Annotated in this window: 25 protein-coding genes; 9 read left to right on the forward strand and 16 right to left on the reverse strand. The window is 70.7% G+C overall.

The genetic code is table 11. The features are described from left to right. Positions 1 to 7: 7 nt before the first annotated feature. The 5 genes from ABZ863_RS04815 to ABZ863_RS04835 form a co-directional block, all read right to left on the reverse strand. Positions 8 to 1,147 (reverse strand): ABC transporter permease, encoded by a 1,140-nt coding sequence (locus tag ABZ863_RS04815; RefSeq protein ID WP_358531121.1) that lies wholly within the window; start codon positions 1,145 to 1,147, stop codon positions 8 to 10. A 1-nt stretch (position 1,148) separates the two neighbouring features. Further along, positions 1,149 to 2,045, reverse strand: coding sequence for an ATP-binding cassette domain-containing protein (locus tag ABZ863_RS04820; protein ID WP_358531123.1), 897 nt, complete (start codon positions 2,043 to 2,045; stop codon positions 1,149 to 1,151). A gap of 83 nt (positions 2,046 to 2,128) precedes the next feature. Further along, positions 2,129 to 2,800, reverse strand: coding sequence for a response regulator transcription factor (locus tag ABZ863_RS04825; protein WP_358531125.1), 672 nt, complete (start codon positions 2,798 to 2,800; stop codon positions 2,129 to 2,131). Between the two features lie 8 nt (positions 2,801 to 2,808). Then, positions 2,809 to 4,134: a sensor histidine kinase gene (locus ABZ863_RS04830; protein WP_358531260.1), complete on the reverse strand. Its 1,326-nt coding sequence runs from the start codon at positions 4,132 to 4,134 to the stop codon at positions 2,809 to 2,811. Between the two features lie 63 nt (positions 4,135 to 4,197). After that, on the reverse strand, positions 4,198 to 4,944 hold the full coding sequence (locus ABZ863_RS04835; protein ID WP_358531127.1) for a TetR family transcriptional regulator: 747 nt from the start codon (positions 4,942 to 4,944) through the stop codon (positions 4,198 to 4,200). Between the two features lie 97 nt (positions 4,945 to 5,041). On the opposite strand from ABZ863_RS04835, the gene ABZ863_RS04840 reads away from it, so the two are divergent. Further along, positions 5,042 to 5,560, forward strand: a complete 519-nt coding sequence (locus ABZ863_RS04840) for a hypothetical protein (protein ID WP_358531128.1) — start codon at positions 5,042 to 5,044, stop codon at positions 5,558 to 5,560. 2 nt (positions 5,561 to 5,562) lie between these two features. On the opposite strand, the gene ABZ863_RS04845 is transcribed toward ABZ863_RS04840, so the two are convergent. After that, positions 5,563 to 6,750, reverse strand: a complete 1,188-nt coding sequence (locus tag ABZ863_RS04845) for a DUF222 domain-containing protein (RefSeq protein ID WP_358531130.1) — start codon at positions 6,748 to 6,750, stop codon at positions 5,563 to 5,565. 463 nt (positions 6,751 to 7,213) lie between these two features. Beyond that, entirely contained in the window at positions 7,214 to 7,696 is a 483-nt protein-coding gene (locus ABZ863_RS04850; protein ID WP_358531131.1) for a MarR family transcriptional regulator, read from the reverse strand. Positions 7,697 to 7,741: 45 nt separating this feature from the next. On the opposite strand from ABZ863_RS04850, the gene pip reads away from it, so the two are divergent. The 8 genes from pip (at position 7,742) to ABZ863_RS04890 (ending at position 17,908) form a co-directional block, all read left to right on the forward strand. Continuing rightward, on the forward strand, positions 7,742 to 8,704 hold the full coding sequence (pip, locus tag ABZ863_RS04855) for a prolyl aminopeptidase (protein WP_358531133.1): 963 nt from the start codon (positions 7,742 to 7,744) through the stop codon (positions 8,702 to 8,704). Positions 8,705 to 8,791: 87 nt separating this feature from the next. Next, positions 8,792 to 10,093: an SWIM zinc finger family protein gene (locus ABZ863_RS04860; protein WP_358531135.1), complete on the forward strand. Its 1,302-nt coding sequence runs from the start codon at positions 8,792 to 8,794 to the stop codon at positions 10,091 to 10,093. Then, positions 10,090 to 11,505, forward strand: a complete 1,416-nt coding sequence (locus tag ABZ863_RS04865; RefSeq protein WP_358531137.1) for a DUF5691 domain-containing protein — start codon at positions 10,090 to 10,092, stop codon at positions 11,503 to 11,505. Before ABZ863_RS04860 ends, ABZ863_RS04865 begins: the two co-directional genes overlap by 4 nt. Beyond that, positions 11,502 to 12,590 carry an AAA family ATPase gene (locus ABZ863_RS04870; protein WP_358531139.1) on the forward strand — a complete coding sequence of 363 codons (1,089 nt, stop codon included), beginning with the start codon at positions 11,502 to 11,504 and terminating at the stop codon, positions 12,588 to 12,590. The genes ABZ863_RS04865 and ABZ863_RS04870 overlap by 4 nt, the downstream gene beginning before the upstream one ends. Beyond that, positions 12,572 to 14,782, forward strand: a complete 2,211-nt coding sequence (locus ABZ863_RS04875) for a DUF5682 family protein (RefSeq protein WP_358531141.1) — start codon at positions 12,572 to 12,574, stop codon at positions 14,780 to 14,782. The genes ABZ863_RS04870 and ABZ863_RS04875 overlap by 19 nt, the downstream gene beginning before the upstream one ends. Continuing rightward, a complete protein-coding gene (locus tag ABZ863_RS04880; protein WP_358531143.1) occupies positions 14,779 to 15,933 on the forward strand; it encodes a VWA domain-containing protein in 1,155 nt (384 codons plus the stop codon). The genes ABZ863_RS04875 and ABZ863_RS04880 overlap by 4 nt, the downstream gene beginning before the upstream one ends. A 197-nt stretch (positions 15,934 to 16,130) precedes the next feature. After that, a complete protein-coding gene (locus ABZ863_RS04885) occupies positions 16,131 to 17,306 on the forward strand; it encodes a Cmx/CmrA family chloramphenicol efflux MFS transporter (protein WP_358531145.1) in 1,176 nt (391 codons plus the stop codon). A 185-nt stretch (positions 17,307 to 17,491) separates the two neighbouring features. Further along, complete coding sequence (locus tag ABZ863_RS04890; protein ID WP_358531146.1) at positions 17,492 to 17,908, forward strand: pyridoxamine 5'-phosphate oxidase family protein; 417 nt, start codon at positions 17,492 to 17,494, stop codon at positions 17,906 to 17,908. Here ABZ863_RS04890 and ABZ863_RS04895 read toward each other — a convergent pair. Genes ABZ863_RS04895 through ABZ863_RS04935 form a run of 9 tightly spaced genes read right to left on the reverse strand, consistent with a single transcriptional unit; the run spans position 17,905 to position 26,262 of the window. Continuing rightward, complete coding sequence (locus ABZ863_RS04895) at positions 17,905 to 18,765, reverse strand: SMP-30/gluconolactonase/LRE family protein (protein WP_358531147.1); 861 nt, start codon at positions 18,763 to 18,765, stop codon at positions 17,905 to 17,907. The genes ABZ863_RS04890 and ABZ863_RS04895 overlap by 4 nt on opposite strands. Beyond that, positions 18,762 to 19,679 carry a sugar kinase gene (locus ABZ863_RS04900; RefSeq protein ID WP_358531149.1) on the reverse strand — a complete coding sequence of 306 codons (918 nt, stop codon included), beginning with the start codon at positions 19,677 to 19,679 and terminating at the stop codon, positions 18,762 to 18,764. The genes ABZ863_RS04895 and ABZ863_RS04900 overlap by 4 nt, the downstream gene beginning before the upstream one ends. Continuing rightward, positions 19,676 to 20,308, reverse strand: coding sequence for a bifunctional 4-hydroxy-2-oxoglutarate aldolase/2-dehydro-3-deoxy-phosphogluconate aldolase (locus ABZ863_RS04905; protein ID WP_358531151.1), 633 nt, complete (start codon positions 20,306 to 20,308; stop codon positions 19,676 to 19,678). The genes ABZ863_RS04900 and ABZ863_RS04905 overlap by 4 nt, the downstream gene beginning before the upstream one ends. A 14-nt stretch (positions 20,309 to 20,322) precedes the next feature. Further along, complete coding sequence (dgoD, locus tag ABZ863_RS04910) at positions 20,323 to 21,468, reverse strand: galactonate dehydratase (protein WP_358531153.1); 1,146 nt, start codon at positions 21,466 to 21,468, stop codon at positions 20,323 to 20,325. Further along, positions 21,465 to 22,187 carry an FCD domain-containing protein gene (locus ABZ863_RS04915; protein WP_358531155.1) on the reverse strand — a complete coding sequence of 241 codons (723 nt, stop codon included), beginning with the start codon at positions 22,185 to 22,187 and terminating at the stop codon, positions 21,465 to 21,467. Before ABZ863_RS04915 ends, dgoD begins: the two co-directional genes overlap by 4 nt. Positions 22,188 to 22,227: 40 nt before the next feature. Further along, the gene (locus tag ABZ863_RS04920; RefSeq protein ID WP_358531157.1) at positions 22,228 to 22,980 is read right to left on the reverse strand and encodes an SDR family NAD(P)-dependent oxidoreductase; all 753 of its coding nucleotides are present in this window, start codon (positions 22,978 to 22,980) and stop codon (positions 22,228 to 22,230) included. Beyond that, a complete protein-coding gene (locus ABZ863_RS04925; RefSeq protein ID WP_358531159.1) occupies positions 22,977 to 24,161 on the reverse strand; it encodes a DUF4380 domain-containing protein in 1,185 nt (394 codons plus the stop codon). The genes ABZ863_RS04920 and ABZ863_RS04925 overlap by 4 nt, the downstream gene beginning before the upstream one ends. Continuing rightward, positions 24,158 to 25,258, reverse strand: coding sequence for a zinc-binding dehydrogenase (locus ABZ863_RS04930; RefSeq protein ID WP_358531161.1), 1,101 nt, complete (start codon positions 25,256 to 25,258; stop codon positions 24,158 to 24,160). Before ABZ863_RS04930 ends, ABZ863_RS04925 begins: the two co-directional genes overlap by 4 nt. After that, positions 25,258 to 26,262, reverse strand: a complete 1,005-nt coding sequence (locus ABZ863_RS04935; protein ID WP_358531163.1) for an ABC transporter permease — start codon at positions 26,260 to 26,262, stop codon at positions 25,258 to 25,260. The genes ABZ863_RS04930 and ABZ863_RS04935 overlap by 1 nt, the downstream gene beginning before the upstream one ends. Positions 26,263 to 26,280 lie beyond the last annotated feature (18 nt).

The raw sequence follows: 26,280 nt of genomic DNA on the forward strand, positions 1-26,280 counted from the left end.
ACAGCCGTCATTCCGCCCTTGCCCAGGCGGCGGCAAGGCGGACCTTGCCGCGGGTCTGCATCAGCGAGCCGGAGTAGATCCGGCTTGCCAGCAGCACGATCAGTACCACCGTCGCGGCCAGCAGGGCGAGCGCCACCGGAGCCTCCCACACCTGCGCCTGGCCCGCGAACATCCGGACCGGCATGGCGATCGCGGAGGAGAAGGGCACATAGGACAGTACATTGAGGACAGTGCTGTTGTCGGAGAAGAACATCACCGCGAAGTACGGGCCCATCACCAGGAGCATGACCACGCTCATGCTGGAGCCGAGGTCCTCCTGGCGGCTGACGAGCGACCCCGCGACCGCCCACATCGCGGCGAGCAGGACGAACCCGACGCACAGGAACGGCACGAACCAGCCGAGTGCGGGCGCGACGATCGACAGCAGCTCACTGAGCCCGCCGACCTGCAGTGCGATCATCCCCGCCAACGCCACCACGACCGCCTGACCGAGCGTCAGCAGCGTGTGCCCCAGGATCTTGCCGGCGAGCAGCGCCCGCACCGGAACCGTCGCGACGAGGATCTCCACCACCCGCGTCTGCTTCTCCGTGACGGTGCTCTGGGCGATGGCGGCACCCCCCATGCCGAACATCATGAACAGCAAGGCGAACACCATGATGACGAGCTGGCGCTCACCCGCGCTGACGTCGGCGCGCTCCAGCAGATCGACCGGCGGCACGGTGCCCAGCGCGGCGACCACTTCGTCGGGGACGTCGGACAACCCGACGATCCGCAGGCCGGTCGCGGACTCCCCGGTCGTGTCCGGTACCACCGCGGCGTCGACCTCGTCGGCGCGCACGAGCTCCTCGGCCGCAGCGGTATCGGCGACCTCCCGCACCTCCCAGCCCGTCCCGGCGAGCGCCGACGCCGCCTGCGAACCGGCAGCGGCAACGCTGGGCTGCCCGCCGCCGAACACCGACGGCAGGATGGTCAACGCGAACAGGCCGACGACCAGGACCCCGAGGCCGATCCAGAATCCCTTCATCCGCAGGAAGCTCATGATCTCCCGCTCGGCGACAAGCCGGGTCGCCGAGACGAACGAGACGCCGGGCTCGGGCTGCTCGTGCTGTGGACCCGCGTGCCGGATACCGCGCTCTGCGGTCGTCATCTCAGATCGCCTCCTTGAAAATCTGGTCCAGCGAGGGAAGAACGGGGGTGAAGCTGTGGACCTCGCCCCGGCCGAGCGCGGCACGCAGCACATGCTGTGCGGTGCGCTCAGGCCCCATGGCGTCGTCGGCGACGTCGAACACCGCGCGGGGACCGTCCAGCTCGACGACCCGCACGCCAGGAAGATCGCGCAGCCACCCCGCGTCAGCGTCCACGACGAGCTCGAACCGGGGTGTGCCGTAGCGCCTGCGGAGCTCCTCCCGCTCACCGCTGGCGGCGATCGCACCCCGGGAGATGATCACCACGTCGTCGCAGAGCTTCTCCACGACCGCGAGCTGGTGGCTGGAGAACAGCACCGGAACACCGCCCACGGCCCGCTCGCGTAGGACCCCGAGCACGGTCTCGACGGCGATCGGGTCGAGGCCGGAGAACGGCTCGTCGAGGATCAGTGCGGCAGGCTCATGGACCAGCGCGGCGGCGATCTGCACCCGCTGCTGGTTACCCAGCGACAGCGCCTCCAGCTTGTCGTTCGCGCGCTCGGTCAGTTCCAGCTTCTCCAGCAGGTCATCGGTGTTCCGGCGGGCCGCCGCCCTGCTCAGTCCGTGCAGCTGCGCGAACCAGGCGATCTGCTCGGCGATCCGCATCTTCGGGTACAGGCCGCGTTCCTCCGGCATGTAGCCGAACCGCTGCCGCACCGCCTGAGTCACCGGCTTTCCCTGCCAGGTAACGGTTCCGCCGTGCGCGGCCAGCACCCCCAGTATGATCCGCATCGTTGTGGTCTTGCCGGAACCGTTGGCCCCCAGAAACCCCGTCATCCGGCCCGGCTGAACCTCGAACGACACCCCGTCGAGGACGCGGTGCTCGCCGAAGCTCCTGCTGATCGTGCTCACCTGCAACATAGTCCGGAAGACTAGGACAGAGCCTGCTCCCCCGTCGTCCGGCAGGAGACCGATCCGGCGGGTCCTCCTCGCGAAGGACCCGGCTACGCGCCGCGGGGCGCGACGATGCCGTTCTCGTAGGAGTAGACCACCGCGTGTGTCCGGTCGCGCAGGCCGAGTTTGCTCAGAATGCGGGACACGTGCGTCTTCACCGTCGTCTCGCCGACGAACAGCTCGGCCGCGATCTCGGCGTTGCTGGCGCCCCGAGCCAGCAACACGAGCACGTCGAACTCCCGGTCGGTCAGCTCGGGTGGCCGGTGGGCAGGCAGCGCGGGCCCTGGTGTGCTGAACCGCGCGATCACGCGGCGCGTGACCTCCGGTGACAACAGCGCGTCGCCGCGGGCGACGATCCGGACCGCGTCGATCAGGTCCTCCGGTGCGGCGTTCTTGAGCAGGAAACCGCTCGCACCGGCGCGCAACGCCGCAAAGAGGTAGTCCTCGCGGTCGAACGTGGTGAGGATGACGACCTTCGCACCGGCTCCCGGCGCGGACTGGTCGAGGATGCGCTCGGTGGCCGCGAGCCCGTCGAGGCGGGGCATCTGGACATCCATCAGCACCACGTCGGGCTGCTCCCGCGCCACGACGTCCACGGCCTCCGCGCCGTCGCGGGCCTCGCCGACGACCTCGATGCCGTCCTCCGCACCGAGAATGACCCGGAAACCGGCCCGCACCAGGTCCTGGTCATCGGCGAGTACCACTCGCAGGGCCCCCGTCATACGTCCCCTCACTCCTTACCGTTCACACTGTCCGCAATGGACGAATCGGGCATCGCGGACGGGAACCGTGCCCTGACACGGAAGCCGGTGCCCTGCCGCGGCCCCGCTTCCAGCTCACCGCCGTGCACCGCGACCCGCTCCTGCATGCCCAGCAGGCCGAACCCGGAGCCGCGCTGCCTGGCGGCAGCCGCGCCGAGCCCGTCGTCGGTCACCTCGACCTCCAGCGAGGTGTCGAGGAAACGCACCCGCACATCGGCCGTCCTGGCGCGGGAATGCTTGACGACGTTGGTGAGTGCCTCCTGCACCACCCGGTACGCCGAGAGCGCCACACCGTCCGGCACCGCCCGCGGTTCGCCGAAGGTGCCGTGGCGCACGTCGAGCCCGGCCGCACCGGCCGCGGTCACCAGCTCCGGTAGCTGCTCGAGGCCGGGTGAGGCGGAGTGTTCCGCGTCGGCCGCGGGCGCGTCGGCGGGCTCCGCGCGCAGCACGCCGAGCAGCGAGCGCAGCTCGCCGATCGCTGTGCGCGCGGTCTCCTCCACGGTGTGCAGTGCCGAGCGGGCGAGGTCGTGGTCGGTGTCGAACACCCGGCGCGCGGCGCCCGCCTGCACGCCCATCACCGACACATGGTGTGCCACGACGTCGTGCAGGTCGCGGGCAATGCGCACCCGTTCGGCGACGACGGCGCCACGCAGGTTCTGTTCCTGGGAGTCGCGCAGCTCGCGCGCACGCTGTGCGAGCTCAGCCTCCCTGCGCGCCGAGACCCATGCGATGTTGCCGAAGACGTAGGCGGCGCCAAAGAACACGAGGTTGAACCCGATGCTGTAGAGCACGGACGCCAGCACCGGATCGAGCGGGCCGGCCACCATGCCGAAGTCGGGGCGGGGATCGAGCAGGAACCGGGCGAGCCCGTACCCGAGCCAGGTGAACATCGCCACGACCACACCGATCCGCGCCCACCGGGCGGCCATGCGGTTGCGTTCCCAGGCGCCTGCGGTGTAGATCGCGAGAAACAGTGCGACCGCCGGAGTGAAGGTGTCGCCGTTCTGCCGGAACTGCCCGGCAATGAACATCGCGCCCACCACGATCAGCACCGGGACCGGGAACCTCCGGCGCACGACCAGCGGCACGGCGAGCGCGGCACCCCACAGCAGCTGTTCGGACAGCGACGGAGCCACTCCCAACGGGAAAGGACCCATGCTGTTGATGAGCATCGTCCCCACCATCGCGCCGGCGAACACGGCGAGCGCCACCCAGACGTCCCACCGCTGCTCGGCCGCGGTCGGCCGCGGCCGGCGCCAGCTGGCCCAGTCCGGCTCCGGCTCAGCCCGTGACATCAACACGCGCCATAGCTTGCCACCCTCGCTCTAACGGCACCACGTGCCACTAAGGTGGGAGGATCATTCAGCTTCCGCCCGTCTCAGTGCCGCGTTGATCTCGTTGACCACGTCGGGCAGGGCTGCGGAGCTGCGCAGCACGGCCACCACCGTCTCGCCGGCGTCCTGCCGGGCCGTGCCACCGGCGGGCGGGAACGCCTCGACGACGAGCCGGAATGCCTGCTCGGCATCGGCGTGTGCGTCGCCGGCGCCGCCGCTGCGCAGCCATCGCCGGAGGACGTGGTTGTGCGCGGCGGCGACCGCGGCGGCGATCACCGAGCCACGGAGGTCGGCGAGCGGGTCGCCGACGCGCTCGAACCGGCCGCGCAGGTAGCCGGCGAGCACGCGCTGGTACTGGTCGACGCTCGCCACTTCCTTGTCCCGCAGGGAACGCACGGTGCGGGTGAGCGCGTAGCGCTTGACCGACACGTCGGGGTCGGCGAGGTAGAAGTCGAGTACGAGGCTCACGCCCGCGCAGGCGACCTCCACTGGGTTCCGTGTCTCGTCGGCGCCGGCGAAGAGCCGCTCGATGTCCTGCAGCACTTCCTCGTGGTTGGGGAAGATGGCGTCCTCCTTCGACCGGAAGTACCGGAAGAAGGTGCGCCGGCCGACCCCGGCCGCTGAGGCGATCTCGTCGACGGTGGTCGCGTCGTAGCCCTGCTTCAGGAACAGGTCGATCGCGGCCACGGTGAGCGCATGGCGCAGCCTGCGCCGGCCTGCCATGGTCCGGCCGGCGCGTGGCCGGGGCGCCGGCTGCGACTCCTCGAGCATGGACAGAACCTAACAGGCCATCTTGCTAACGGCACGCAGTGCCACTAGAGTTATCGAGCACGGGACAGTGCAGTGCCACCGGCGGAAGGTGAGACTCATGAGCATCGATCAGCGGGTGGTACCGGACGTCGTTCCGCAGTTGGATTACCGTGGGCTGTTCGGCTGGCCGGTGCGCTGGCACAACGGTGAGTTGATGCTCGTGACTGGTTCCGGGATCGGCGCCGTGACCGTACCGAAGGCACTGGCCGACCGCGTACTGGACAGCCTCGCCCGCCAGGGCTGCTCCGGCCCGGCCGTCAACGTACCCACGAAACGCGGCACCGTCGTGATGCTGCTGGTGGAGACCGACGCTCTGACCTTCGACGACACTCCCCTGCCCGAGGGCGTTCAGGTGCTGCCGACGGGCAGCGGAGTTCCGTTGCCCGGCAATGGACCCGGCAACCTAGCACGCTGGCTGGTCGCACCGGATGAGCACCAACGGTGGCTCCCGAGCCTGGCCGCCGTGCTGGCGAGCATCCGTTCGGTGGCTCGCGGCGGCCCTGCCCGCGAGCCACGCTGGGACCACAAGGGCTTGACCACCGTGCGCCCCAGGACAAGACGGACAGCGATTGAGTAGCGTCACTTGGGTTTGTCGTCTGTCGCATTCGGACTGTTCCTAGCCGAAGGTGGGTCGTGGAGTGGTTCGGGGTTGCTGGTGTAGGTGTAGCCGCTGGGTGTGGTGACGGTGACGACTCCCGTGTCCGGGTGTAGTCGGTAGGTCCACCCGGGACGGTCCTTGAGGCGGTGGTGTCGCCGACACAGGTTGATCAGATTCGCCTGACCTGTGGGTCCCCGCCTGCTCCACGGGATGTGGTGGTCGTTGTCGCCGCAATGCGCCGGCCGGTGGCACGATGGGAAGCGGCATTCGCGATCCCGCACCCGCACGAACTCGTCGGTGACCGCCGGTGGCCGATACCGTTGTCGCCCGACGTCCACCGGCGCCCCAGTGAGTGGATCGGTGACAATCCGCCTCCAGGTCGAGGACGGCTGGTGCGCGATCTGCCGCGCCACGCCAGCCGGAATGGGCCCATATCCGGCCAACTGAGCGGGATCGTCGTTCAACCCGGCGAGGGTCGCAAGGTCGACGTAGACGTGCACATCGGCTTTCGCCCCCGAACCACTGGCATTTGAGCCGAGCAGGAGTTCAGCGAACACGTCGGCCCGAAGTTGGTCGAGGGTGCGCGATTCGTTGGTACCACGCAAGGTACGGGCCATCCGATCAATCCGCGCATACACGGATGAAGCAACCTCAGCGGGCAGGTCAGCGAGCAGGGTGGACATCCCATCCTCGCCTGGCAGCAACTGCACCGACCGTTCCGCCCGACAGTGGTCCGCCCGCAGGGCAGCACCCTCAGGATCGGCCTTCAAAGCCCAATAGGACGCAACCCGCCGAACCTGATGCGGATTCTTACCCCCAAGCTTGGGGGCGACAGTCGAGTCAACCTCCCGAGCCTGCTCATCATTGAGCCAAGCGGTAGCGCTAGCAACTTTCGATGCGCGGTAGGAATCGACAACACCGGACTCCATAGCAGCCAAAGTCTCCGGCAGCCGATGGACCAGGACAGTCGACAGATCCAAGACCCGCCGAGCGTGCTGCTCACCAACCGACAACAACAACGCCAACTCAGCAGCCACATCAGGAGCACGCCCCCGATCCTCATCCAGCGCATCGAAGGCCCGATGCAACGAGGCATCAACCCACATCTTGAGCCGATTCAACGCCAAGATCCGATCCGGAATCTGCTGGTGTCGCGAGAAATCCCCCACGAACCGATCATACCGCAATGCGTAGACCACTACAAGGAAACTTGACAACGATACCCGGACCGTGGGGAACTGTCGCTAGTAGACAGTGGCAAACTCAACCACAGGAGCGACAGTTTCACACGGAGCGCCGAAGGCGTGCCTGAAACCCAACCACCCCAACAACTTCCGGCAACCGAACCCGAACCACCCTACCCAGACACATGAGTAGCTCCCTGACGGCGGCGACAGTAGCCACCCACTCGACGTTCACCACCGACACGATCCGCGAGGCCTGAGAAGCCGGCCGGACAATGCGCTGCCAGGCGTCCTCCCCGGCTCCAAGCAACCTGACAGCGACACCCGGACCGTGGAGAAACTGTCGCCAGTAGACAGTGACAAAACCCAAACACAGGAGCGACAGTTTCACACGGCGCGCCGAAGGCGTGCCCGAAACCCAACCACCCCACCGAATAACGGCAACCACCTACCCGGAAAAATGAGCAACGACCCGCGACCGCAAGGACCGCCGTTCAAGCGCAGCGAACATCTCGTCGATCAGCTGACTCATCGAATAGGGCAACTCGGCCTCCAGCTCCCTGGCCGCGGCGACCGTAGCCACCCACTCGGCGTTCACCACCGACACGATGCGCGAGGCTTGGGGAGCCAGCCGGACGATGCGCTGCCGGGCATCCTCCCCCAGCGACACCGTGACCAGTTCGTCCCTGGCCAGCTGTGTCACGGTCTGGCTCGCCGCGGAATGGGTCACGCCGATCGCGTCGGCCAGCTCTCGGATCGAGGCCGGACCCGACGTCGCGAGCACCCGCAGGATGGGGGCGTAGCGCAGCCGGAAACCGGGCAGCCCCAGCTCGGCGTAGACGGCCGCGACCTCGCTGTCCAACAGCTCCAGCAGGCGGCGCAGCCGGGTTCCCAGCAGCTCGGTGGGGTCTGGCCCATGCGTAGAAGTCACAGCGCTAATATAACAGCACTGTTGCATCCGACTGGAAGGAATCCCGTGACCGACGTGCTGTATCCGCCCACCGACCCGACCACGCACGGCATGCTCGACGTCGGCGACGGGAACCACGTGTACTGGGAGAGCTACGGCAAGCCCGACGCCAAGCCCGCCCTCTACGTCCACGGCGGCCCAGGGTGGGGCGCCACGCCGATCACGCCCCGGTACTTCGATCCGGATCGCTATCGTCTCGTCGTGTTCGACCAGCGTGGCTGCGGTCGCAGCACCCCGCACGCGAGCGATCCGGCCACCGACATGCGCCACAACACCACCGAGCATCTGCTCGCCGACATGGAACGACTTCGCGAGCACCTCGGCGTCGAACGCTGGCTGCTCTTCGGCGGCTCCTGGGGATCCACCCTGATGCTCGCCTACGCCCAACGACATCCGCACCGGGTGACCGCGCTGGTCATCGTAGGCGTCACCACGGGCCGCCACGACGAGATCGACTGGCTCTACCGCGGAGCCGGGCGCTTTCTGCCCGAGGAGTGGGAGCGGTTTCGTGACGTCGTGCCGGCGGACGAGCGCGACGGCGACCTGACCGCCGCCTACGCCCGCCTGCTGGAGGATCCGGACCCCGCCGTGCGAGTCCGCGCAACCGACGCCTGGTGCGCCTGGGAGGACGCGATACTCGCCACCGAACCCCACGGCGTACCGGACGCGTTCAGCAGTCGCTCGCTCCGCGACCGGCTGGCGCTGGTCCGCATCTGCGCACACTACTTCTCGCACGACGCGTGGCTGGCCGATGGCGTCCTGCTCGCCGAAGCCGGACGCCTCGCCGGCATACCCGGCGTGCTGATCCACGGTCGCCACGACCTGAGCAGTCCGCTCCACACCGCGTGGGAGCTTGCCCGCCGCTGGCCCGGCGCCGAGCTCGCCGTCATCGACGACTCAGGGCACGTCGGCAGCGACACGACGCGGGCACGGATCCGCACGGCGCTGGACACCTTCGCCCAGGGGTGACCGCCCAGGTTCGGCGAAGCCGCACTGTCCATATGCTGGATGGCACGGCGAAAACGGCGCCGAGCGCCGACGTGGAAGGGACCTGGCGTGGGCTCGCGGTGGACGGTGGAGCAGGTGCTCGCGCTCGCCCCCGACGGCGGCTCCGTGAAAGCCGCCCGCACGCTGGCGCGGCCCCGCACCTGGTCGGCGCTGGGCAGCACCGACTCACTGGTGTGGGGCAAGTGTCAGGGCAGCGCCCGCGAGCCCTACCAGGTCACCGTGGACGTGACCGAGCCTGCGTTCCGCTGCAGCTGCCCCAGCCGCAAGTTCCCCTGCAAGCACGGGCTGGCGCTGCTGCTGATGTGGGCCGCACACGACGGCGCCGTCGCCGACCTCGACACCGCCTCCGACTTCGCCGCACAGTGGGCAGCCGGCAGGCAGGAACGGTCCGCGCGGCGCGCCACCGGTTCGCCGCCCGATCCGGAGGCGGCGGCCACACGGCAGGCCGAGCGCGAACGTCTCATGACCGCCGGTCTCGACGACTTCGAGCGCTGGCTGTTCGACGTGGTGCGCCAGGGCCTCGCCACGGTGCGTACGCAGCCGCCACAGTTCTGGGACGACACCGCCGCGCGGCTGGTCGACGCGCAGGTGCCGGGACTGGCCGAGCGGGTTCGCACCATGGGCGCTGTCGTGCACGCCCGGGCCGACTGGGCCGAGTACCTGCTCGACCAGCTCGGCCGCTGGTATCTCGCGGTCCGCGCGTGGCGCCGCCGCGCCACACTGCCCGCGGACGCGCTGGGCGACCTGCGCGCGCTGCTCGGCTGGGCGCGGCGCTCCGAGGAAGTCCTTGCCGGCGAACGCGTGCACGACCGGTGGTGGGTCCTCGGACTGCGGCAGGAGGAGGACGAGCGGCTACTGTCCCAGCGAACCTGGCTCTACGGGCAGAACAGCAGCGAAATGGTGGTGTTACTCGACTTCGCCGCGGCCGGCGGGACACTGCGGGTTCCGCAGGTGCTCGGTTCGGTACTCGACGGCGAGCTGGCCCTCTACCCCGGCTCGGCACCGCGGCGGGCACTGCTCGCCGGTGAGCACACGGTGACCACGGGCGACGGCCTGCCCGTGACCGACACCGTTCTCGGTGCGCTCGACAAGGCGGCGACGTGGCTCGCAGGCAACCCGTGGCTCGACCGGATTCCCATGGCACTCGGTGAGATCACCCTCATGCCCGGCGAACAGGACGCCGTCCTCGTCGACCGCGCGGGCAGCGCGCTGCCGGTCGCAGCGGGCACGGACGTCTGGCCGCTGCTCGCGCTCTCCGGCGGCCACCCCGTCGAGGTGTTCGGCGAGTGGATCGACAACCGGTTCCACCCGTGCAGCGTCGCCGCGGCCGGGAAGCTGGTGTCGGTATGAGTGAATGGGACACGCTGATCGGCACCGCGCTCGTCGGGACCGGGCGCCGGCCGCCGCCTGCCGACCTGCTCGCCGGTGTGGTCGCACCAGGCACGCTCCCGGTCGACGGGACCGAAGCCACCGTGCTGGCCTCCGCCGCTGTGCTCGGAACCCGCCGCCGCGCGGGCTGGCTTCCCCCGGCCTGGCAGGGCACACCGCGAGACGCCGCGGCCGCCGACGACCGGCCGGAGTGCTCGGCGGCCGCGGCACAACTTCTGGAACTCCTGCTCGATCGCAGCATCCGCGTCGACGGCGGCAACGAGCCGTTGATCGCTTATTGGCTCCACGCATGCGAGGCGGCCGGGCACCGCCCACCGGCGCAGCTAGTGGTGCCCCTCCTCCAGGCAGGCACCACGGTCCCGGAGCTACGCGAAGCTGTACGTTCCGCTGCGGGGGCGCGCGGCGGATGGCTCGGCACTCACAACCGGCGCTGGGCGTGGGCGGTACCGGCCGACGTCGCAGGCGCCGCCGGACAGTTCGGCACCGCCACCCGCGCCGAACGGCTGGCCCTGCTCGCCACGCTGCGCGAGGTGGACCCGCAACTCGCGCGCGGGCTCGTCGAGCAGACCTGGACAGCTGAGCAGGCGGCCAGCCGTGCCGCACTCGTCGACACACTCGCCATCGGACTGTCCGATGCGGACGAACCGTTCCTCGAGTCCGTTCTGGACGATCGGGCACCCACCGTGCGAGCGGCCGCCGCGGCGCTGCTCGACCGGCTGCCCCACTCCCGCCGCGCCGCCAGGATGGCCCAGCGGGTCCGCGCACTCACCCGGCAAGACAGCACCATCGAACTGCCCGGCGAACCCGACGCCGCCGCCCGCCGGGACGGCATCACCGACCGCCGCGAACCCGGCCATGGACTACACGCGTCGTGGCTCATCCAGATCGTCGGAGCCGCCCCGCTGCAGTCACCGCCCGGCACCACGGCTCTCCGGCAGGCCGATCCCGCGGTGATCGCGGGCTGGACGAAAGCGGCGCTGCGGCAACAGGACATCCGGTGGCTTACCGCCCTCGCGCAGTCCGACCCCACGGCCGAGCTCCTCCGCGCACTGCCGCCGGAGGTGGGCACTCGCATCGTCAGTGAACTATCCACAGTGGACGCTCGGTTCGCGGCACTGCTCGCCGCGTGTCCCGGCCCGTGGCCCGCGACGTTCTCCAGCGCCGTCATCGAGCGGTTGCGGACCGTCCGAACCGACCGGGTGCTCGCCACCGCGTTCCCCGGGCTGGCACAACACCTCGACACCACCGCACTGACCGGGGTCGAGAGCTGGCTCGCCGAAACGTCCCACGACAGCAAGGCGCGCCGCCGCACACTGCGCAGCCTCGCCCACGCCCTCACCATCCGAAGCGCCATCGATCAGGAGTTCTCATGACCGACGTGCCCGCAGTACTCCGGGCGCATGCCGAGCAGGAACACGCCGACGAGCTGGCCGCACTCGCCGCGGCCGACGATCGTCCCCGGCCACCCAACTGGCGGCTGTCGCCGTGGGCCGTTGCCACCTACGTGCTCGGTGGCCAGACCCAGGACGGCACGGAGATCAGCCCGAAGTACCTCGGGTCCCGCAGGCTGGTCGAGGTCGCCGTCGCCACCCTCGCGACCGATCGGGCCCTGCTGCTGCTCGGTGTGCCCGGCACCGCCAAGACGTGGCTCGCCGAGCACCTGGCGGCGGCCATCTCGGGTGATTCGACCCAGCTGGTCCAGGGCACCAGTGGCACCGCCGAGGAGGCCATCCGGTACGGCTGGAACTACGCGCGGCTGCTGGCGGAGGGGCCGTCGCGGGGCGCCTTGGTCGCCAGCCCGGTTCTGCGTGCCATGGAACGCGGCGGCATCGCCCGCATCGAGGAGCTGACCCGCATTCCCTCCGACGTGCAGGACGCACTGATCACGGTACTCAGCGAGAAGTCGTTGCCGATTCCCGAACTCGACGACGAGGTGCAGGCACGCGCCGGGTTCAACGTGATCGCCACCGCCAACGACCGCGACCGCGGCGTCAACGAGCTGTCCGCGGCGCTCAAGCGGCGGTTCAACGTGGTGGTGCTGCCGCTGCCGGAGGACATCGAATCGGAGGTCGAGATCGTCCGGTTGCGGGTCGGCCAGCTCGGCGCCGCCCTCCAGCTGCCGGCCGAGTTGAAGGCGGTGGAGGAGATCCGCAGGGTGGTCACCGTTTTCCGGGAGCTCCGCGACGGGGTCACCGCCGACGGCCGCACGAAGCTCAAGTCGCCATCGGGCACGCTGAGCACCGCGGAGGCGATCTCCGTGCTCACCAGCGGCATCGCACTGGCGGCGCACTTCGGCGACGGCGTGGTCCGCGCTGCCGACGTCGCGGCCGGTCTGCACGGCGCGGTGGTCAAGGATCCGGTCGCCGACCGGCTGGTCTGGCGCGAGTACCTCGAGGCCGTGGTGCGCGAACGGTCACCGTGGCAGGACCTCTACCGGGCATGCCGCGAGCTGGTGTGAGCGGCGAGGCCGGCCCGATGCACGTCCTCGGCATACGGCACCACGGTCCCGGCTCGGCGCGCGCGGTCCGCGCCGCGCTCGATGCCCTCTCCCCCGCGCTGGTCCTGATCGAGGGGCCGCCCGAGCTGGACCAGGTCGCCGGTCTGGCAGCCTCGGCAGGTATGCGGCCACCGGTGGCGGGGCTGGTGTACGCCGCGGACAACCCCGCGACCGCGGCGTTCTACCCCATGGCGGCGTTCTCCCCGGAGTGGGTTGCCCTGCGCTGGGCCGCCGAGCACGGCAGGCAGGCGCGCTTTCTCGACCTGCCGGCCGCCAACGCCCTCGCGCTGGACGACGAGGAGCCCCGTTCCCCTGCCGACCCGATCGCCACGCTCGCCGCGGCCGCCGGATACGACGACCCGGAACGCTGGTGGGAGGACGCCATCGAGCTGCGCTACCACGGCATGGACGTCTTCGCCGCGGTCGGCGAAGCCATGCACACGTTGCGCGACGGGTACGAACTCGACCCGCACACCCGCCGCAGGGAAGCCGCCATGCGCCGGATACTGCGGGCGGCCCGGCGCGCCGAGCGGGGGACGATCGTGGTCGTGTGCGGCGCGTGGCACGTGCCCGCGCTCAGCCCGGACCACTTCCCCACGGCGACCTCCGATGCCGCCCTGCTCAAGGGGCTGCCGAGCACCAAGGTGCGCGCCACCTGGGTGCCATGGACCTCCGGTCGGCTGGCCAGAGCCAGCGGCTACGGCGCGGGAATCGAGTCCCCCGGCTGGTACCACCACCTGTACACCACACCCGACGAGGTGGTGGGCCGGTGGCTCGTGCGCGTTGCCCGGTTGCTGCGCGCCGAGCAGTACGACGTGTCGTCCGCGGCGGTGATCGAGGCGGTCCGGCTGGCGCACGCGCTGGCCGGCCTGCGTGGCCGTCCGCAGCCGGGGCTTGCCGAGGTGCTCGAGTCCGCCCAGTCCGTGCTGTGCGGAGGTTCGCCGGTCCCCATGCGGCTGGTGGCCCGCGAGCTTCTGGTCGGCGACGTCCTCGGCAGGGTCCCGCCCGATACCCCGATGGTGCCGCTCGCCCGCGACCTGGAGACCAGCCGGAAACGGCTGCGGCTCAAGCAGAGCGCAGCGGTCCGGACACTTGATCTCGACCTGCGCACGGCGACGCACCGCGAGCGCAGCACCCTGCTGCACCGGCTGCTGCTGCTCGGCGTGCCGTGGGGCGTCCCCGCCGAGGTGGGCAGGACGAGGGGCACGTTCCGTGAGTCGTGGACGCTGGAATGGCGGCCCGAGCTCGACGTGGCGCTGATCGAGGCGAGCGGCTACGGCTCGACGATCGGCACCGCCGCAACGGCGATCGTCACGCAGCGGGCCGCCGAGGCCGATCTGGCCGCGCTCGCCGAGTTGGTGGAGACAGCGCTGGTGGCCGATCTGCCGGACGCGCTCAGCACCGTCCTCACGGAACTGGATGCGCGGGCGGCGCGGGCACACGACACGTCGCGGCTGATGGCGGCGGTGGAGCCCATGGCCAGGGTGCGCCGCTACGGCACGGTGCGGCGCGCCGACACCGGCCTGGTGCAACGGGTGCTGACCGGCGTCGTGACCCGGGTGGCCGTCGGCCTGCCCGCGGCCTGTGCCGCCCTCGACGACGACGCCGCGGCGGCGCTGCGTGAGCTGGTCGACGGAGTACAGCGCGGCATCGCACTGCTCGACCAGGACCCGCTGCGGCGGGAATGGCAGCGTGCGCTCGACGCGGTGGCCGAACAGCCAGGCGTCCACGGCCTCGTCGCGGGCCGCGCGACACGGCTGCTGCTGGACGCCGGGCGGATCGACGTGGGCGAGGCGAGCCGGCGGTTGTCCCTTCGCCTCTCCCCCGCGGCGAACGCGGTGCAGGCCGCGGGCTGGCTGGACGGCTTCCTGTCCGGCGAGGCTGCGCTCCTGGTCCACGAGCCGGAGCTGCTCGCGGTCGTGGACCGCTGGGTGACCGAAGTGGACAGTGCACTGTTCGACCACCTCCTCCCGTTGCTGCGGCGGACGTTCGCCACGTTCCCGCCCGCCGAACGCCGCGACATCGGTGCGCAGGTGGCCCGGCTGGACCGCGGCATCACGAACCTGCCGGCCATGTCCGGCCAGGACCTCGACCCGGACCGGGCGGCCAGGGTCCTGCCCCGCGTCCTCGACCTTCTCGGGAGCGACCGATGAACGACCGGCTCCGCCGTTGGCGGCTCGTCCTCGGCGGCTCGGACGCCGACGGCACCGGCAGCACACTGTCCGGCGGGGACCTCAAGCGGGACAGCACGCTGGATGCCTTGTACGGCAACGACAAGCGGCGCGGCGGACTGGGCGGCTCCTCGCCGAGGGTCGCCCGCTGGCTCGGCGATATCCGCGGGTACTTCCCGGCGTCGGTGGTGCAGGTCATGCAGCGCGACGCCATGGACCGGCTCGGCCTGCGGCGGTTGTTGCTGGAACCGGAGCTGCTCGAATCGGTGCAGCCCGACGTGCACCTGGTGGGTACGCTGCTGAGCCTCAACGAGGCCATTCCCGAGCGCTCCCGGCAGACCGCGCGGGAAGTGGTCCGCCAGGTGGTCGAGGAGCTGGAACGGCGGCTGGCGCAACCCACCCGGCAGGCCGTCACCGGAGCGCTCCACCGCGCCGGGCGCACCAGCAGGCCCCGCGCCGGTGACATCGACTGGAATCGCACGATCCTGGCCAACCTGAAGCACTACCAGCCCGCCCACCGCACCGTGGTTCCGGAGCGACTGATCGGTTACGGGCGCCGGCTGCCACAGCTGAGCCGGGAGGTCGTGCTGTGCCTCGACCAGAGCGGGTCGATGGCGTCGTCGGTGGTCTACGCCGGTGTGTTCGGTGCGGTGCTGGCGTCGGTGCGGTCACTGCGCACCCGGATCGTCGCGTTCGACACGGAGATCGCCGACCTCACCGACGCGGTCGCCGATCCGGTCGAGTTGCTGTTCGGTGTGCAACTCGGCGGCGGTACCGACATCGCCTCCGCTCTCGCCTACTGCCAGACGCAGATCGCCAACCCGCGCGACACGGTGTTCGTGCTGATCAGTGACCTGTTCGAGGGCGGCGACAACGACGAGATGCTGCGCCGCGCGCAGGCGCTGGTCGCCGGTGAGACACAGGTGGTGTGCCTGCTGGCGCTCAACGACGAGGGAGCACCGGCCTACGACCACGACAACGCCGCGGCACTGGCCGCGCTGGGCATCCCGACCTTCGCCTGCACGCCGGACCGGTTCCCCGATCTCCTCGCGGCCGCGATCGAACGTGAGGACCTCACGGCGTGGGCAGGCGCGCACGACATCACGCTGGCCGCGCCGCCCGCTGACGGCTAGGCGCGGTCGGGTAGCGTGCGTGCCATGTCGAGTCCTGAGTCAGACAGGGTGGGGGCTTTCGGTCACGCCGTCAGCCCCCTGAACCACTGAGCGCCTAGTTCTGCCGTTCTCTACGGCCAGGCGAGTACGCCCTGTGGGTGCTGACCGCGGTGACGAGATGACCTTTCTCGTTCTTCTCCTCACCCCGGAGCCACTCGATGCCTTTCCCGCTGTACCTGCTTGCCTTGGCGGTCTTCGCCATGGGCACCTCGGAGTTCATGCTCGCCGGTCTCCTGCCGGACATCGCCTCAGACCTCGACGTCACCGTCGGGACCGCGGGCATGCTCACCTCTGCCTTCGCGATCGGAATGATCGTCGGCGCCCCACTCACGGCAGCACTCGCCCGCACCTGGCCCGCGCGGTCCAGCCTGCTCGGGTTCGTCCTCGTGTTCCTGGCAGCCCACGCCGTGGGCGCCACGTCGAGCTTCCCGGTCCTGTTGGCGACCCGGGTGGTCGCGGCGCTCGCTAACGCGGGATTCCTCGCCGTGGCACTGACAATGGCTGCCACGCTGGTCCCGCCCGGTAAGAAGGGACGCGCGCTCGCCGTGCTGCTGTCGGGCACCACGATGGCCACGATCGCCGGCGTCCCCGGAGGATCAGTCCTCGGCACACTGCTCGGCTGGCGGGCCACATTCTGGGCCGTCGCCGTTCTCTGCGTGCCCGCAGCCATCGGCATCCTCGCGGCGTTGCCAGCGAGCCGCGCGCACGCGGCCGCGGCTGAAGGGCCGGCCTTGCGCTCGGAGCTCGCGCAACTCGCCAGGCCGCGGTTGCTCCTGGCCCTGCTACTCGGCGCGCTGGTGAACTCGGCGACCTTCGCCAGCTTCACCTTCCTCGCCCCTATCGTGACCGACATCGCCGGGCTGGGCGAGCTGTGGATCTCCATCGCCCTGGTGCTCTTCGGTGTCGGTTCCTTCGCCGGCGTCACCGTCGCCGGACGGTTGTCCGACCAGCGCCCCGGGCTGGTCATCGCAGTCGGCGGTCCCCTGTTGCTCATCGGCTGGCCGGCCCTGGCCATGCTGGCCGACAACCCGGGTGCTCTGTTCACCCTCGTGTTCGTGCAGGGCGCGCTGTCGTTCGCGGTGGGCAGCACGCTGATCACGCGGGTTCTCTACGAAGCGTCCGCAGCCCCCACAATGGCCGGCTCCTACGCGACCGCCGCACTCAACGTCGGAGCCGCCGCCGGACCACTCATCGCCGCGACCACCCTCAGCACCACGGTCGGCAACCTCGGGCCGCTGTGGGCAAGCGGACTCCTCGTCGCTGTCGCCCTGGTCATCGCGTTCCCCACGCGTAGGGCGCTCGCAGCTGCCCCAGGGCCGGCCCGGCAGCGTTGACGGGCCGACGCCTCACCCTAACCAGTGACGCCTGTCACGTCAGCATCCCGCGGCGTTCCCGATGTCGTTTCCTGCCCACCGGGTGTCGTTGGTCACCGGCAATAGGGACCTTCGCCAGTCGTAACGGGCACGGAAAACTGCGCACTCTCGACGGCAACGATCGCCGCTCGAGGCTTGGACACAGCATGAACAACCGACCCGAAATGCACGCCCTGACCGAACAGGAGTGCCTCGACCTGTTGCCGACGGTGCGCCTGGGACGCGTGGTGTTCAACCAGGACGCGCTCCCGGCGATCCGCACGGTGAACTTCGTGGTCGACGGGCGCAGCATCATCGTCCGCACGACGCACAACGGCTGCCTCGCGCGCCTGCACCAGTCTGTCGTGGCCTTCGAAGCCGACGAGGTCGACGCCGACCTGCGTTGCGGTTGGAGCGTCGTCGTGCTCGGCAGAGCCCAGCGCATCACGGACATCGACACGATCGTCGCGCTGTGTGATCCCAGCAGCCGCTCCTGGGCACCTGGCGCCAGGGACCTGTTCCTGCGCATCCCCGTGGAGATGGTGTCGGGCAGGCGGCTGACGTCGAGCGACATCCCCGCCTAATCGACGCGAACCAGGGCCGGGTGTGCCTGCACACCGGACAGCGTCAGCGGGGCGGCCAGTACCGCCCCGTCGAGCGTGCCGGGCCGGGCGAGACCGATCGTCGCCGAGGTGACGACGAGCCGGTCACCGGTGAGGCACACACTCGTCGGCTGCGTCGCGGGCACGGGCACGACCCGGTCGAGCGAGCCGTCCGGCGCGTACCGGTGCACCTGCCCCGCGCCCCAGATCGCCGACCAGAGGTACCCCTGCGCGTCGACGGTCATGCCGTCCGGGCTCGCGCCCTGCACCGGCGCGACCTCGCTGCGTTCCCCGAGCTCACCGCTGACCGGGTCGACTGCAAAACGGTAGATGACGCCGCGTGCGCTGTCGGCCAGGTACATCGTCTCGCCCGCCGCGTCGAACGCGGGCCCGTTGGGCACGGTGAGCCCGTCGAGCACCCTGCTGACCGAGCCGTCGAGATCGACGCGGTACAGCGACCCCGCGCCGGGTGTGTTGTCGTAGGCCATGGACCCGGCCCAGAACCGGCCTGCCGGATCGGCCACACCGTCGTTCATCCGCATCCGCGGGCCGCTGCGATCCTCCGGCCGCGCGAGCCAGCGCACGGCGCCACCGGTGCCGAGCAACGCGATCCCGGTACCTGCGGCGGCGATCCAGCCCCCGTCCGCCAGCGGCGCGACAGCGCCGAGCGGCTCGTCGAGCGAGGTCACCACGTGAGCAGGCCCGCCCTGATCTTGTGGCAGCTCGAGCAACCGTCCACTGAGGATGTCAACCATGAGGAGCCGGCCGGCCCAGTACCGCAGGCCCTCACCGAGCTCGAACCGCTCGCCCCAGGGCATCCAGTGCAGTGCGGTCGTCATCGCAACGCCGCCCCCTCTCCCGCTGCCAGCAGCTCCAGCTCGGCCCGGGTCGGCAGCCCCTCCCAGTCGCCGGAGGTGGCCACCGCGAAGGCGCCGCAGGCGTTGCCCCGCGCCAGCCGCCCCGGCAGGGGCAGCCCGTCGAGCAGAGCTGACAGGTAGCCACTGGTGAAGGAGTCGCCTGCGCCAATGGAGTCCACCACAGGCACGCGATGCCCTGGCGCGCTCCACTCACCGTCCACAGTGCACACCGAGGCACCTTCGGCGCCCAGCTTGGTCACCACCTCGCCGACCCCCGCGGCGAGCAGTTCCTGGGAACCGCCGACGAGTCGCAGCTCGTTCGCCGAGCCGATCACCACGTTCGCCTGGCGCGCCAGCGGAGTGAGCACACGCGCCGCATCGTCGGCCTGCCACAGCTTCGACCGGAAGTTGACGTCGAACGACACGGTGGCGCCCAGCTCGCGGGCTCGCGCCAGCGCGGCCGCCACCGCAGCGCGGGGCCGCTCGCCCAGGGCGGGGGTGATGCCGGTCAGGTGGACCACACGGACGCCACTGTCGAGCGTGGCGGCGACGTCCTCGATGCCGAGGCAGGAGCCGGCGGAGCCTGCCCGGTAGTACTGCACCCTGGTCACCTCGGGCAGGCGTTGCTCGAAGAGGATCAGTCCGGTCGGCGCCGAATCATATTCCACAGTGGACACGTCGACGTCTTCAGCGCGCAGCGTGCGTAACACCAGTTCGCCCGGCTCGTCACGACCGACCCGGCCCGCCCAGCGGGTGCTGTGCCCGAGCCTGCTCAGTCCGATCGCGACAGTCGACTCGGCACCGGCGATCGAGGCACGCAGTGTGGTGCCGAGTCGCAGCAGGCCGTCCGCCCGCATCGCCACCATCGTCTCGCCGAGCGTGACGACCTCGGTCATCCCGCTGACCCCTGCTGCGCGGCCTCGACGAACTTCCCCGCGCGTTCCCGCAGTGCACCGAGATCGCCGCCATGCGGCGCGTCACCGGCCAGCGGGCTGCCGATGCCGACGGCGAGCGCGCCCGCGGCGAGGTAGCGGGGCACGTCGGCGAGCCCGACCCCGCCGACAGGTACCAGCGCCACTTTCGGGAACGGATCTCGCAATGCCTTCACATAGCCGGGGCCCAGTGTCCCTGCCGGGAAGAGCTTCACCGCCGCCGCACCGGCACGGTGCGCGGCGACCACCTCGGTCGGCGTCATCGCGCCCGCTAGTACCGGCATGCCCAGCCCGATCGCCGCCGTCACACCCTCGCCCAGCGCCGGGGTGACCGCGAACGTCGCGCCTGCCGCCTTGCTGTTCTCCGCATCCTCAGCACTCAGCACGGTGCCGGCACCGATCTCGGCGCCACCGGCCAGTGTGGAGGTGATGCGTGCCAGCACATCGAGCGCGTCGGTGGTGGTCAGTGACACCTCCAGCAACCGTATCCCGGCCTCGACGAGTACCTCCGCGGTCCGGACGCATGCCGCGGGATCACTGCCGCGGATGATCGCCATCACGCGGTGCCGGGCCAGCAGATCGGTCAGCTCCATCACGTTTCCTCTCGTCACCACTCGGCGAATGATCCGTCGTCGTGCCGCCACACCGGCGGCCGCCAGCGGTGCCCTTCCCGATCGGCCTTGCGGACCGCGTCCTCGTCGATACGCACACCGAGGCCGGGATCGTCCCAGCGCCGGATCACGCCGTCCACGATGGCGAACGGCGCGCGGTCGAGAACGTAGTCGAGCAGCTCCGCCCCCACGTTGTAGTGGATGCCGATGCTCTGCTCCTGGATCAGGAAGTTCGGTGTGGCGAACGCCGTCTGCAGGCTCGCCGCCAGCGCGATCGGCCCGAGTGGACAGTGCGGTGCGAGCAACGCGTCGAAAGTCTCGGCGAGCGAGGCGATCCTGCGCACCTCCGAAATCCCCCCGGCATGGGACAGGTCCGGTTGGACGATGGCGACCCCGGCCTGCAGCGCGGGCAGGAAGTCGGTCCGCGAGAACAGGCGCTCACCGCAGGCCACCGGCACCGTGCTGGCGGACACCACGTCAGCGAGCCGGTGGGTGTACTCCGGCAGCACCGGTTCCTCGACGAACAACGGGTGCAGCGGTGCCAGCTCGGGAATCACCCGTCGTGCAGCGGCAACACCGAACCGGCCGTGGAAGTCGACCGCGACGTCGCGGGAGTCGCCGAGCACCTCGCGCACGGCCGCCAGCCTGGACACCACGCCGTCGACCTCCACCCGGTTGGGCATGCGCCCCATCCGGCCGGAGGCGTTCATCTTCACGGCCGTCAGGCCCGCTTCGACCTGCTGCGCGGCGGCCTCGGCGACCGCCGCGGGCTCGTCACCACCGATCCAGCCGTAGACGCGGACCTCGTCGCGGACCGCGCCACCGAGCAGCTGGTGTACCGGGACACCGAGTGACTTGCCGAGGATGTCCCACAGCGCCTGGTCCACACCGGCGACGGCGCTGGACAGCACCGGGCCACCCCGGTAGAACGCTGCCTTCGTGAGCAGCTGCCACAGATCTTCGATGCGCCGCGGGTCACGTCCGACGAGCAGGTCGGCGAGCTCGTCCACCGCCGCGCGAACGGTCTCCGCTCTGCCCTCCACCACGGGCTCGCCCCAGCCGACGAGCCCCTCGTCGGTGGCAACCCGGCAGAACAGCCAGCGCGGCTGAACCAGGAACGTCTCTACGGAGGTGATCTTCACTCGGAATGCATCTCTTTCCCGTCGGTGCCGATGACACCGGCGACATCGTGGGCTGCCTTGTCCAGCAACGCGGTCACCGCCGCGGCAGCGGCGTCCGGGTCGCCGTTGCGCACGGCGTCCAGTACAACGGCGTGGCTGGGCACCGGGTCGTCGGCGCTCGCCTCGTGGACGAGGGCGTCCCGCAGGCGCAGCGCCGGCTCGATGAACACGTCCATCCTGGCGAGCATCTCGTTGTGCGTGGCCCGCAACAAAGCACGGTGCCAGCGCAGGTCTGCCGCGACCTCCGCGTGCGCGCCGGTGCCGACGGCACCGGCCATCGCCGCCAGCGCGGCCTCCAGCTCGGCGAGGTCCCGCTGGTCGCGGCGCAGCGCGGCCATCGCGGCCGCGGCCGGTTCGACCACAGCGCGGACCTCGGCGAGATCCCGGAGTACGTCGGCGGTGTCACCGGCCTCACTGCGCCACCGGATGACGTCGCCGTCGAGCAGGTTCCAGTGCTCGCGCGCCCGCACATAGGTGCCGCGCTTCTGCCGCGCCTCGACCAATCCCTTGGCCGCCAGCACTTTCATGGCCTCGCGCAGCACCGTCATGCTCACGTCCAGGTCGCGGCAGAGTGCACCGAGGTCGATGATGTCCCCCTGCCCGATCTCCCCGGAGACGATGCGCGCGCCGAGTGTCGCCACGGTCTGTCCGTGCACACCGCGCCCGCTGTAGGCACTCATGAACCGCTCCTCCCCTTGTCGTCCCCCGGCGAGCCGCCGGTCACGACGACATCTTGTAGACGCTCCAGCCGCCGTCCACCGTCAGCGCCGCCCCGGTGATGAACGACGCCTCCTCGCTCGCCAGGAACGCGATGGCAGCCGCCACCTCCTCCGGCCGTCCCAACCTTTTCATGGCGGTCTCCTCGGCACTGCGCTGGCGGTCGGCCTCCCCGATCTCGTCCCACGCCGCCGTCAGCACGGGGCCCGGCAGCACGGAGTTGACGCGCAGCGCGGTGCCGTACTCGACGGCGAGCTGGCGGGCCAGCCCGGTCAGCGCCGCCTTGGTCGCCGCGTAGGCCGGTCTGCCGGGCAGGCCGATCAGCGCGTGCACCGAGGAGGTCAGCACCACCGAGCCGGCGCGATTCCGGGTCAGGTCCGGCAGGCAGGCGCGGAAACCGAGGAACGTCCCGGTGAGGTTCACCGACAGCTGCCGTTCCCACGAGGCGAGGCTGGTCTCGTGTGCGGGTCGCACATCGACCGTGTAGGCGTTGCTCACCAGAACGTCCACGGGTCCGAGCTCGGTACGGCAACGCCGGATCGCCTCGGCCCAGTCGGCCTCCGAGCTCACATCGCACCGCATCGCGACGGCTCGCCCGCCTGCGGCGTTGATCCGCGCGGCGACATCGTCGCGGGCAGCGGCGATGTCGAGCACGGCGACCGAGGCGCCGTCGGCGGCGAGCCGCTGGGCGGTCGCAGCGCCGATGCCCTGTGCCGCACCGGTGACCACGGCAACCTTGCCGGTCAGCCTGTTCATGTTCGCACCTCCACTGGGATGCGGTCACCCGAGTCGTCGATCAGTTCCACCACCGGCGCTCCCGCATCGGCGGGCAGGTCGACGATCGTGGCCTGTCCGGCACGCGCTCCGACCGCAGCGTCCCCCGCGGTGAGAATGCCGTCCTGGTAGGCGACGAACTCACCGACCACCCGGCCGGCACGCAGCTCGGCGGGCCTGGTCCAGTGCCCGGCCGGGGTCACGGCGTGCACGGGTGCCGTGCCCGGGGTGACCGCGCAGTCCAGCACCAGGGATGTCTGGTCGCCCGGTGCCAGCGTGGTGAGCGGTCCGAGCACCTCGCATTCGACGATCCTGGCTGGCGGGTCCAGGTTCCCCAGCTCGGCCAACGGTCTGGGCAGCGGATACTCCAGCCACACCTCCACGCGTGAGCCCGCGTCCGGGTACCCGGCCGAGGCGTCGACGGTGAACGACTGAGTGAGCGTCGCACCGCCGCCGACGTGGGCGAGCCAGCCGGTGGCGGCCGGGAAGCCGAGCTTGCCGACCACATCCTGGTGTGGAATGTGGACGCGGTCGCCGGGCAGTGCCGTCCACTCGGGAAACCCGGTTCCTGCCAGCACATCGGTCACCTGCGGTGGGCTCGCGACGTAGGTGCCGCCGTCGGTTCCGGCCGCGAGCTGCGTGACGTTCCACAGCGACCAGCGCACCGACCGTTCGCTGGTGTTGACCGCCGTGAGCCGCAACCGGTACGAGCAGCGGCCCCGGCGCAGCTCGAACCTGCGGGTGAGCCGCAGGCCGGTACGGGGATCGTCGCCGCTCGTGAGCGTGACGGCGGCGAGGTCCCCGCTCTGCTCCACCTCCACGCGGTACGGCCCCGAGTCCAGCACCGGGTCCGGTGGCCCGGCCCACTGTGCCTGGTGGTCCCAGCCCTGCGGAGCGGGCCAGGTCTTGTCGCCGCCGTAGTTGACCCAGTCACCGAGGCTGCCCGCATGCGGTGCAGGGCGGTGGCCGGGCTGGGGCGTGAGCTCGTCGGTGAGCAGCTCACCGTTGCGCCACAGCAGTTCCCCACTGTCCGGATCGGACAGCAGGCGAAGCGAGAGCAGCCGGCCGCCGAGGGCGGGCACCAGCCCGAGGCGCAGCAGGCCGTTGTCCAGCCACAGCACCTCCGGCCCGGTATGCCGCTCCACGCGCGGCGCGCTGGTCACGATGCCCGCTCCGCGGGCAGCAGCACCACCTTGCCCCGGCTCGCTCCGGCGGCCAGCTCATAGGCCTTGTCGGCCTCCGCGAGCGGGAACCGGTCGCTCACCACGGACTCGGGTCGAAGCCGCCAGCGGGCCAGGTTCCCGGCCAGCTCGGTCATCGCGGTCACCGAGGTCACCCAGGAGGCGTAGAGCGTGAGCTGCTTGTGCAGCAAGGCATCGGAGACTTCCGTCTCGAGCGTGCCGCCCTCGCCCACCAGCGAGACCCTGCCCCATTCGGCCGCGCCCGCGATCGCCGTCGCACGCCCCGCCCTGGAGCCGGAACAGTCGATGGTGGTGACCGCGCCCCTGGCGTGCAGCACATCCGTGACGCGCGCCGCTGTCGCCTCGGCATCCGCTTCGGGAGCGATGGTCGCGTCGAACACGCCGAGGCCCGCGGCCCACTCGCGGCGCTGGGGTGAGAGCTCGACGCCCACCACGCGGCGCGCGCCCATGCCCTTGCCGATCATCCCGGCCGCGAGGCCGACCGGGCCGAGCCCCACCACGAGCAGATCGCCCTCACCGCTCACCCCGATGCGGCGCAGGCCCTCGTAGGCGGTGCCGAACCCGCACGCGATGAGCGCGCCATCCACAAAGGACAGTTCCTCGGGCAGGGGGACGCAGGTGGACTCCTCGGCAAGGAGGTAGTGCGCGTGGCCGCCGTCGCGCTGCCAGCCGTAGGCCTGCCTCTGGGGCGCGGTGCAGCTGATGAGGTAACCGCGCCGGCAGTTGTCACACAGCCCGCAGCCCGCGATGTGGTAGACGATCACCCGGTCACCAGCGCCGAAACGACGGCACCCCGGTCCGGTGGCCACAATCCGCCCGGACGGCTCGTGGCCTGCCACCACACCACGATAGGCGGGGCCGTCGACGCCCCGGTGTCCCTTGTGCCCGCGGTAGATGTAGCTGATGTCGGAACCGCAGATGCCGGAGGCGCCCACCTCGATCAGGACCTGGCCGTACCCCGGCTCCGGCACGGTGAGCTCCCGCAGGACCGCGGTCGAGTCACCTGGCAGGTACACGCCCTGCATGGTCTTGCCGGACATCGGTGTCTCCTCATTCATCAGGTCTCCCTCGTGGCACGGGCCCGCTTGGTGATCACGACGTTCACGAGCACCGCCACCACGATGATCACACCGCGTACGACGTTCTGCAGGAACGAGTCCACACCGAGCAGCACGAGCCCGTTACCGATCACGGTGATGAACACGACGCCGAGCAGGGTGCCCAGCATCGACCCGCGCCCACCCGCGAGCGCGGTACCACCGATGACGACCGCGGCGATCACGTCGAACTCGAGACCGGACGCGGCACCACCGTTGCCCGAGCCGAGCCGCGCCGCGAGCAGGACACCCGTGATAGCCGACAGCAGGCCGGTCGTCGCGAAGAGCAGCACCCGGACCCTGGCGAGGTTGATCCCCGCCATGCGGGCGGCAGGGGCGTTGCCGCCGATGGCATACACGGAACGTCCGTAGCCGGTGTAGCGCGCCAGGTAGGCGAAGGCGAAGAACAGCACCACCATCACGACCGCCGGGGTGGGGATGCCGAGCACGGTGCCGCCGAGCACGTCGAACAGCCCACTTTCCGGCAGCACCACCGGAAGCGCGTCGGTGAGGTACAGGCCGAGACCGCCCAGCGCGCTCCACACGCCGAGTGTGGCAATGAAGGACGGTACGTCGAAGCGGGCCCGCAGCCAGCCGGCGAGCGCACCCCAGGCCGCTCCCGCGACGAGGGTCAGCAGCACAGCGGGTCCGATGCCGATCCCCCACTCCGCCGCGGCCTTGGCGACGAGTACCGAGGAGAACGCCACTGCCGGGCCGATGCTGATGTCGATCTCGCCCGCGATGATCACCAGGGTGACGCCCCAGGCGGCGATGCCCACCATCGCGGCGTCACGGAGCATGCCGAGCTGGTTGTCCAGGCTGAGGAATCCCGCCGCCGTGCTACCGAGTGCGATGTAGAGCACCACGATCGCCGCGATCAGCCCGATCTCGTTGAGCGAGCGGCCCGCGAACGGCCTGCCCACGCTGCCGCGACGTTGCTCCGGCGTGGTCTGGGTAACGGTCATTGTCGTCCTCTTGTCGTT

The organism is Saccharomonospora sp. NPDC046836 (assembly GCF_040645195.1).
Classification (GTDB): domain Bacteria; phylum Actinomycetota; class Actinomycetes; order Mycobacteriales; family Pseudonocardiaceae; genus Prauserella_A.

Coding starts and splice junctions, on each gene's coding strand:
- ABZ863_RS04815 (WP_358531121.1), bottom strand. CDS start 1,147: ATGACGACCGCAGAGCGCGGTATCCGGCACGCGGGTCCACAGCACGAG.
- ABZ863_RS04820 (WP_358531123.1), bottom strand. CDS start 2,045: ATGTTGCAGGTGAGCACGATCAGCAGGAGCTTCGGCGAGCACCGCGTC.
- ABZ863_RS04825 (WP_358531125.1), bottom strand. CDS start 2,800: ATGACGGGGGCCCTGCGAGTGGTACTCGCCGATGACCAGGACCTGGTG.
- ABZ863_RS04830 (WP_358531260.1), bottom strand. CDS start 4,134: ATGTCACGGGCTGAGCCGGAGCCGGACTGGGCCAGCTGGCGCCGGCCG.
- ABZ863_RS04835 (WP_358531127.1), bottom strand. CDS start 4,944: ATGCTCGAGGAGTCGCAGCCGGCGCCCCGGCCACGCGCCGGCCGGACC.
- ABZ863_RS04840 (WP_358531128.1), top strand. CDS start 5,042: ATGAGCATCGATCAGCGGGTGGTACCGGACGTCGTTCCGCAGTTGGAT.
- ABZ863_RS04865 (WP_358531137.1), top strand. CDS start 10,090: ATGAGTGAATGGGACACGCTGATCGGCACCGCGCTCGTCGGGACCGGG.
- ABZ863_RS04870 (WP_358531139.1), top strand. CDS start 11,502: ATGACCGACGTGCCCGCAGTACTCCGGGCGCATGCCGAGCAGGAACAC.
- ABZ863_RS04875 (WP_358531141.1), top strand. CDS start 12,572: ATGCCGCGAGCTGGTGTGAGCGGCGAGGCCGGCCCGATGCACGTCCTC.
- ABZ863_RS04880 (WP_358531143.1), top strand. CDS start 14,779: ATGAACGACCGGCTCCGCCGTTGGCGGCTCGTCCTCGGCGGCTCGGAC.
- ABZ863_RS04885 (WP_358531145.1), top strand. CDS start 16,131: ATGCCTTTCCCGCTGTACCTGCTTGCCTTGGCGGTCTTCGCCATGGGC.
- ABZ863_RS04890 (WP_358531146.1), top strand. CDS start 17,492: ATGAACAACCGACCCGAAATGCACGCCCTGACCGAACAGGAGTGCCTC.
- ABZ863_RS04895 (WP_358531147.1), bottom strand. CDS start 18,765: ATGACGACCGCACTGCACTGGATGCCCTGGGGCGAGCGGTTCGAGCTC.
- ABZ863_RS04900 (WP_358531149.1), bottom strand. CDS start 19,679: ATGACCGAGGTCGTCACGCTCGGCGAGACGATGGTGGCGATGCGGGCG.
- ABZ863_RS04905 (WP_358531151.1), bottom strand. CDS start 20,308: ATGGAGCTGACCGATCTGCTGGCCCGGCACCGCGTGATGGCGATCATC.
- ABZ863_RS04915 (WP_358531155.1), bottom strand. CDS start 22,187: ATGAGTGCCTACAGCGGGCGCGGTGTGCACGGACAGACCGTGGCGACA.
- ABZ863_RS04920 (WP_358531157.1), bottom strand. CDS start 22,980: ATGAACAGGCTGACCGGCAAGGTTGCCGTGGTCACCGGTGCGGCACAG.
- ABZ863_RS04930 (WP_358531161.1), bottom strand. CDS start 25,258: ATGAATGAGGAGACACCGATGTCCGGCAAGACCATGCAGGGCGTGTAC.
- ABZ863_RS04935 (WP_358531163.1), bottom strand. CDS start 26,262: ATGACCGTTACCCAGACCACGCCGGAGCAACGTCGCGGCAGCGTGGGC.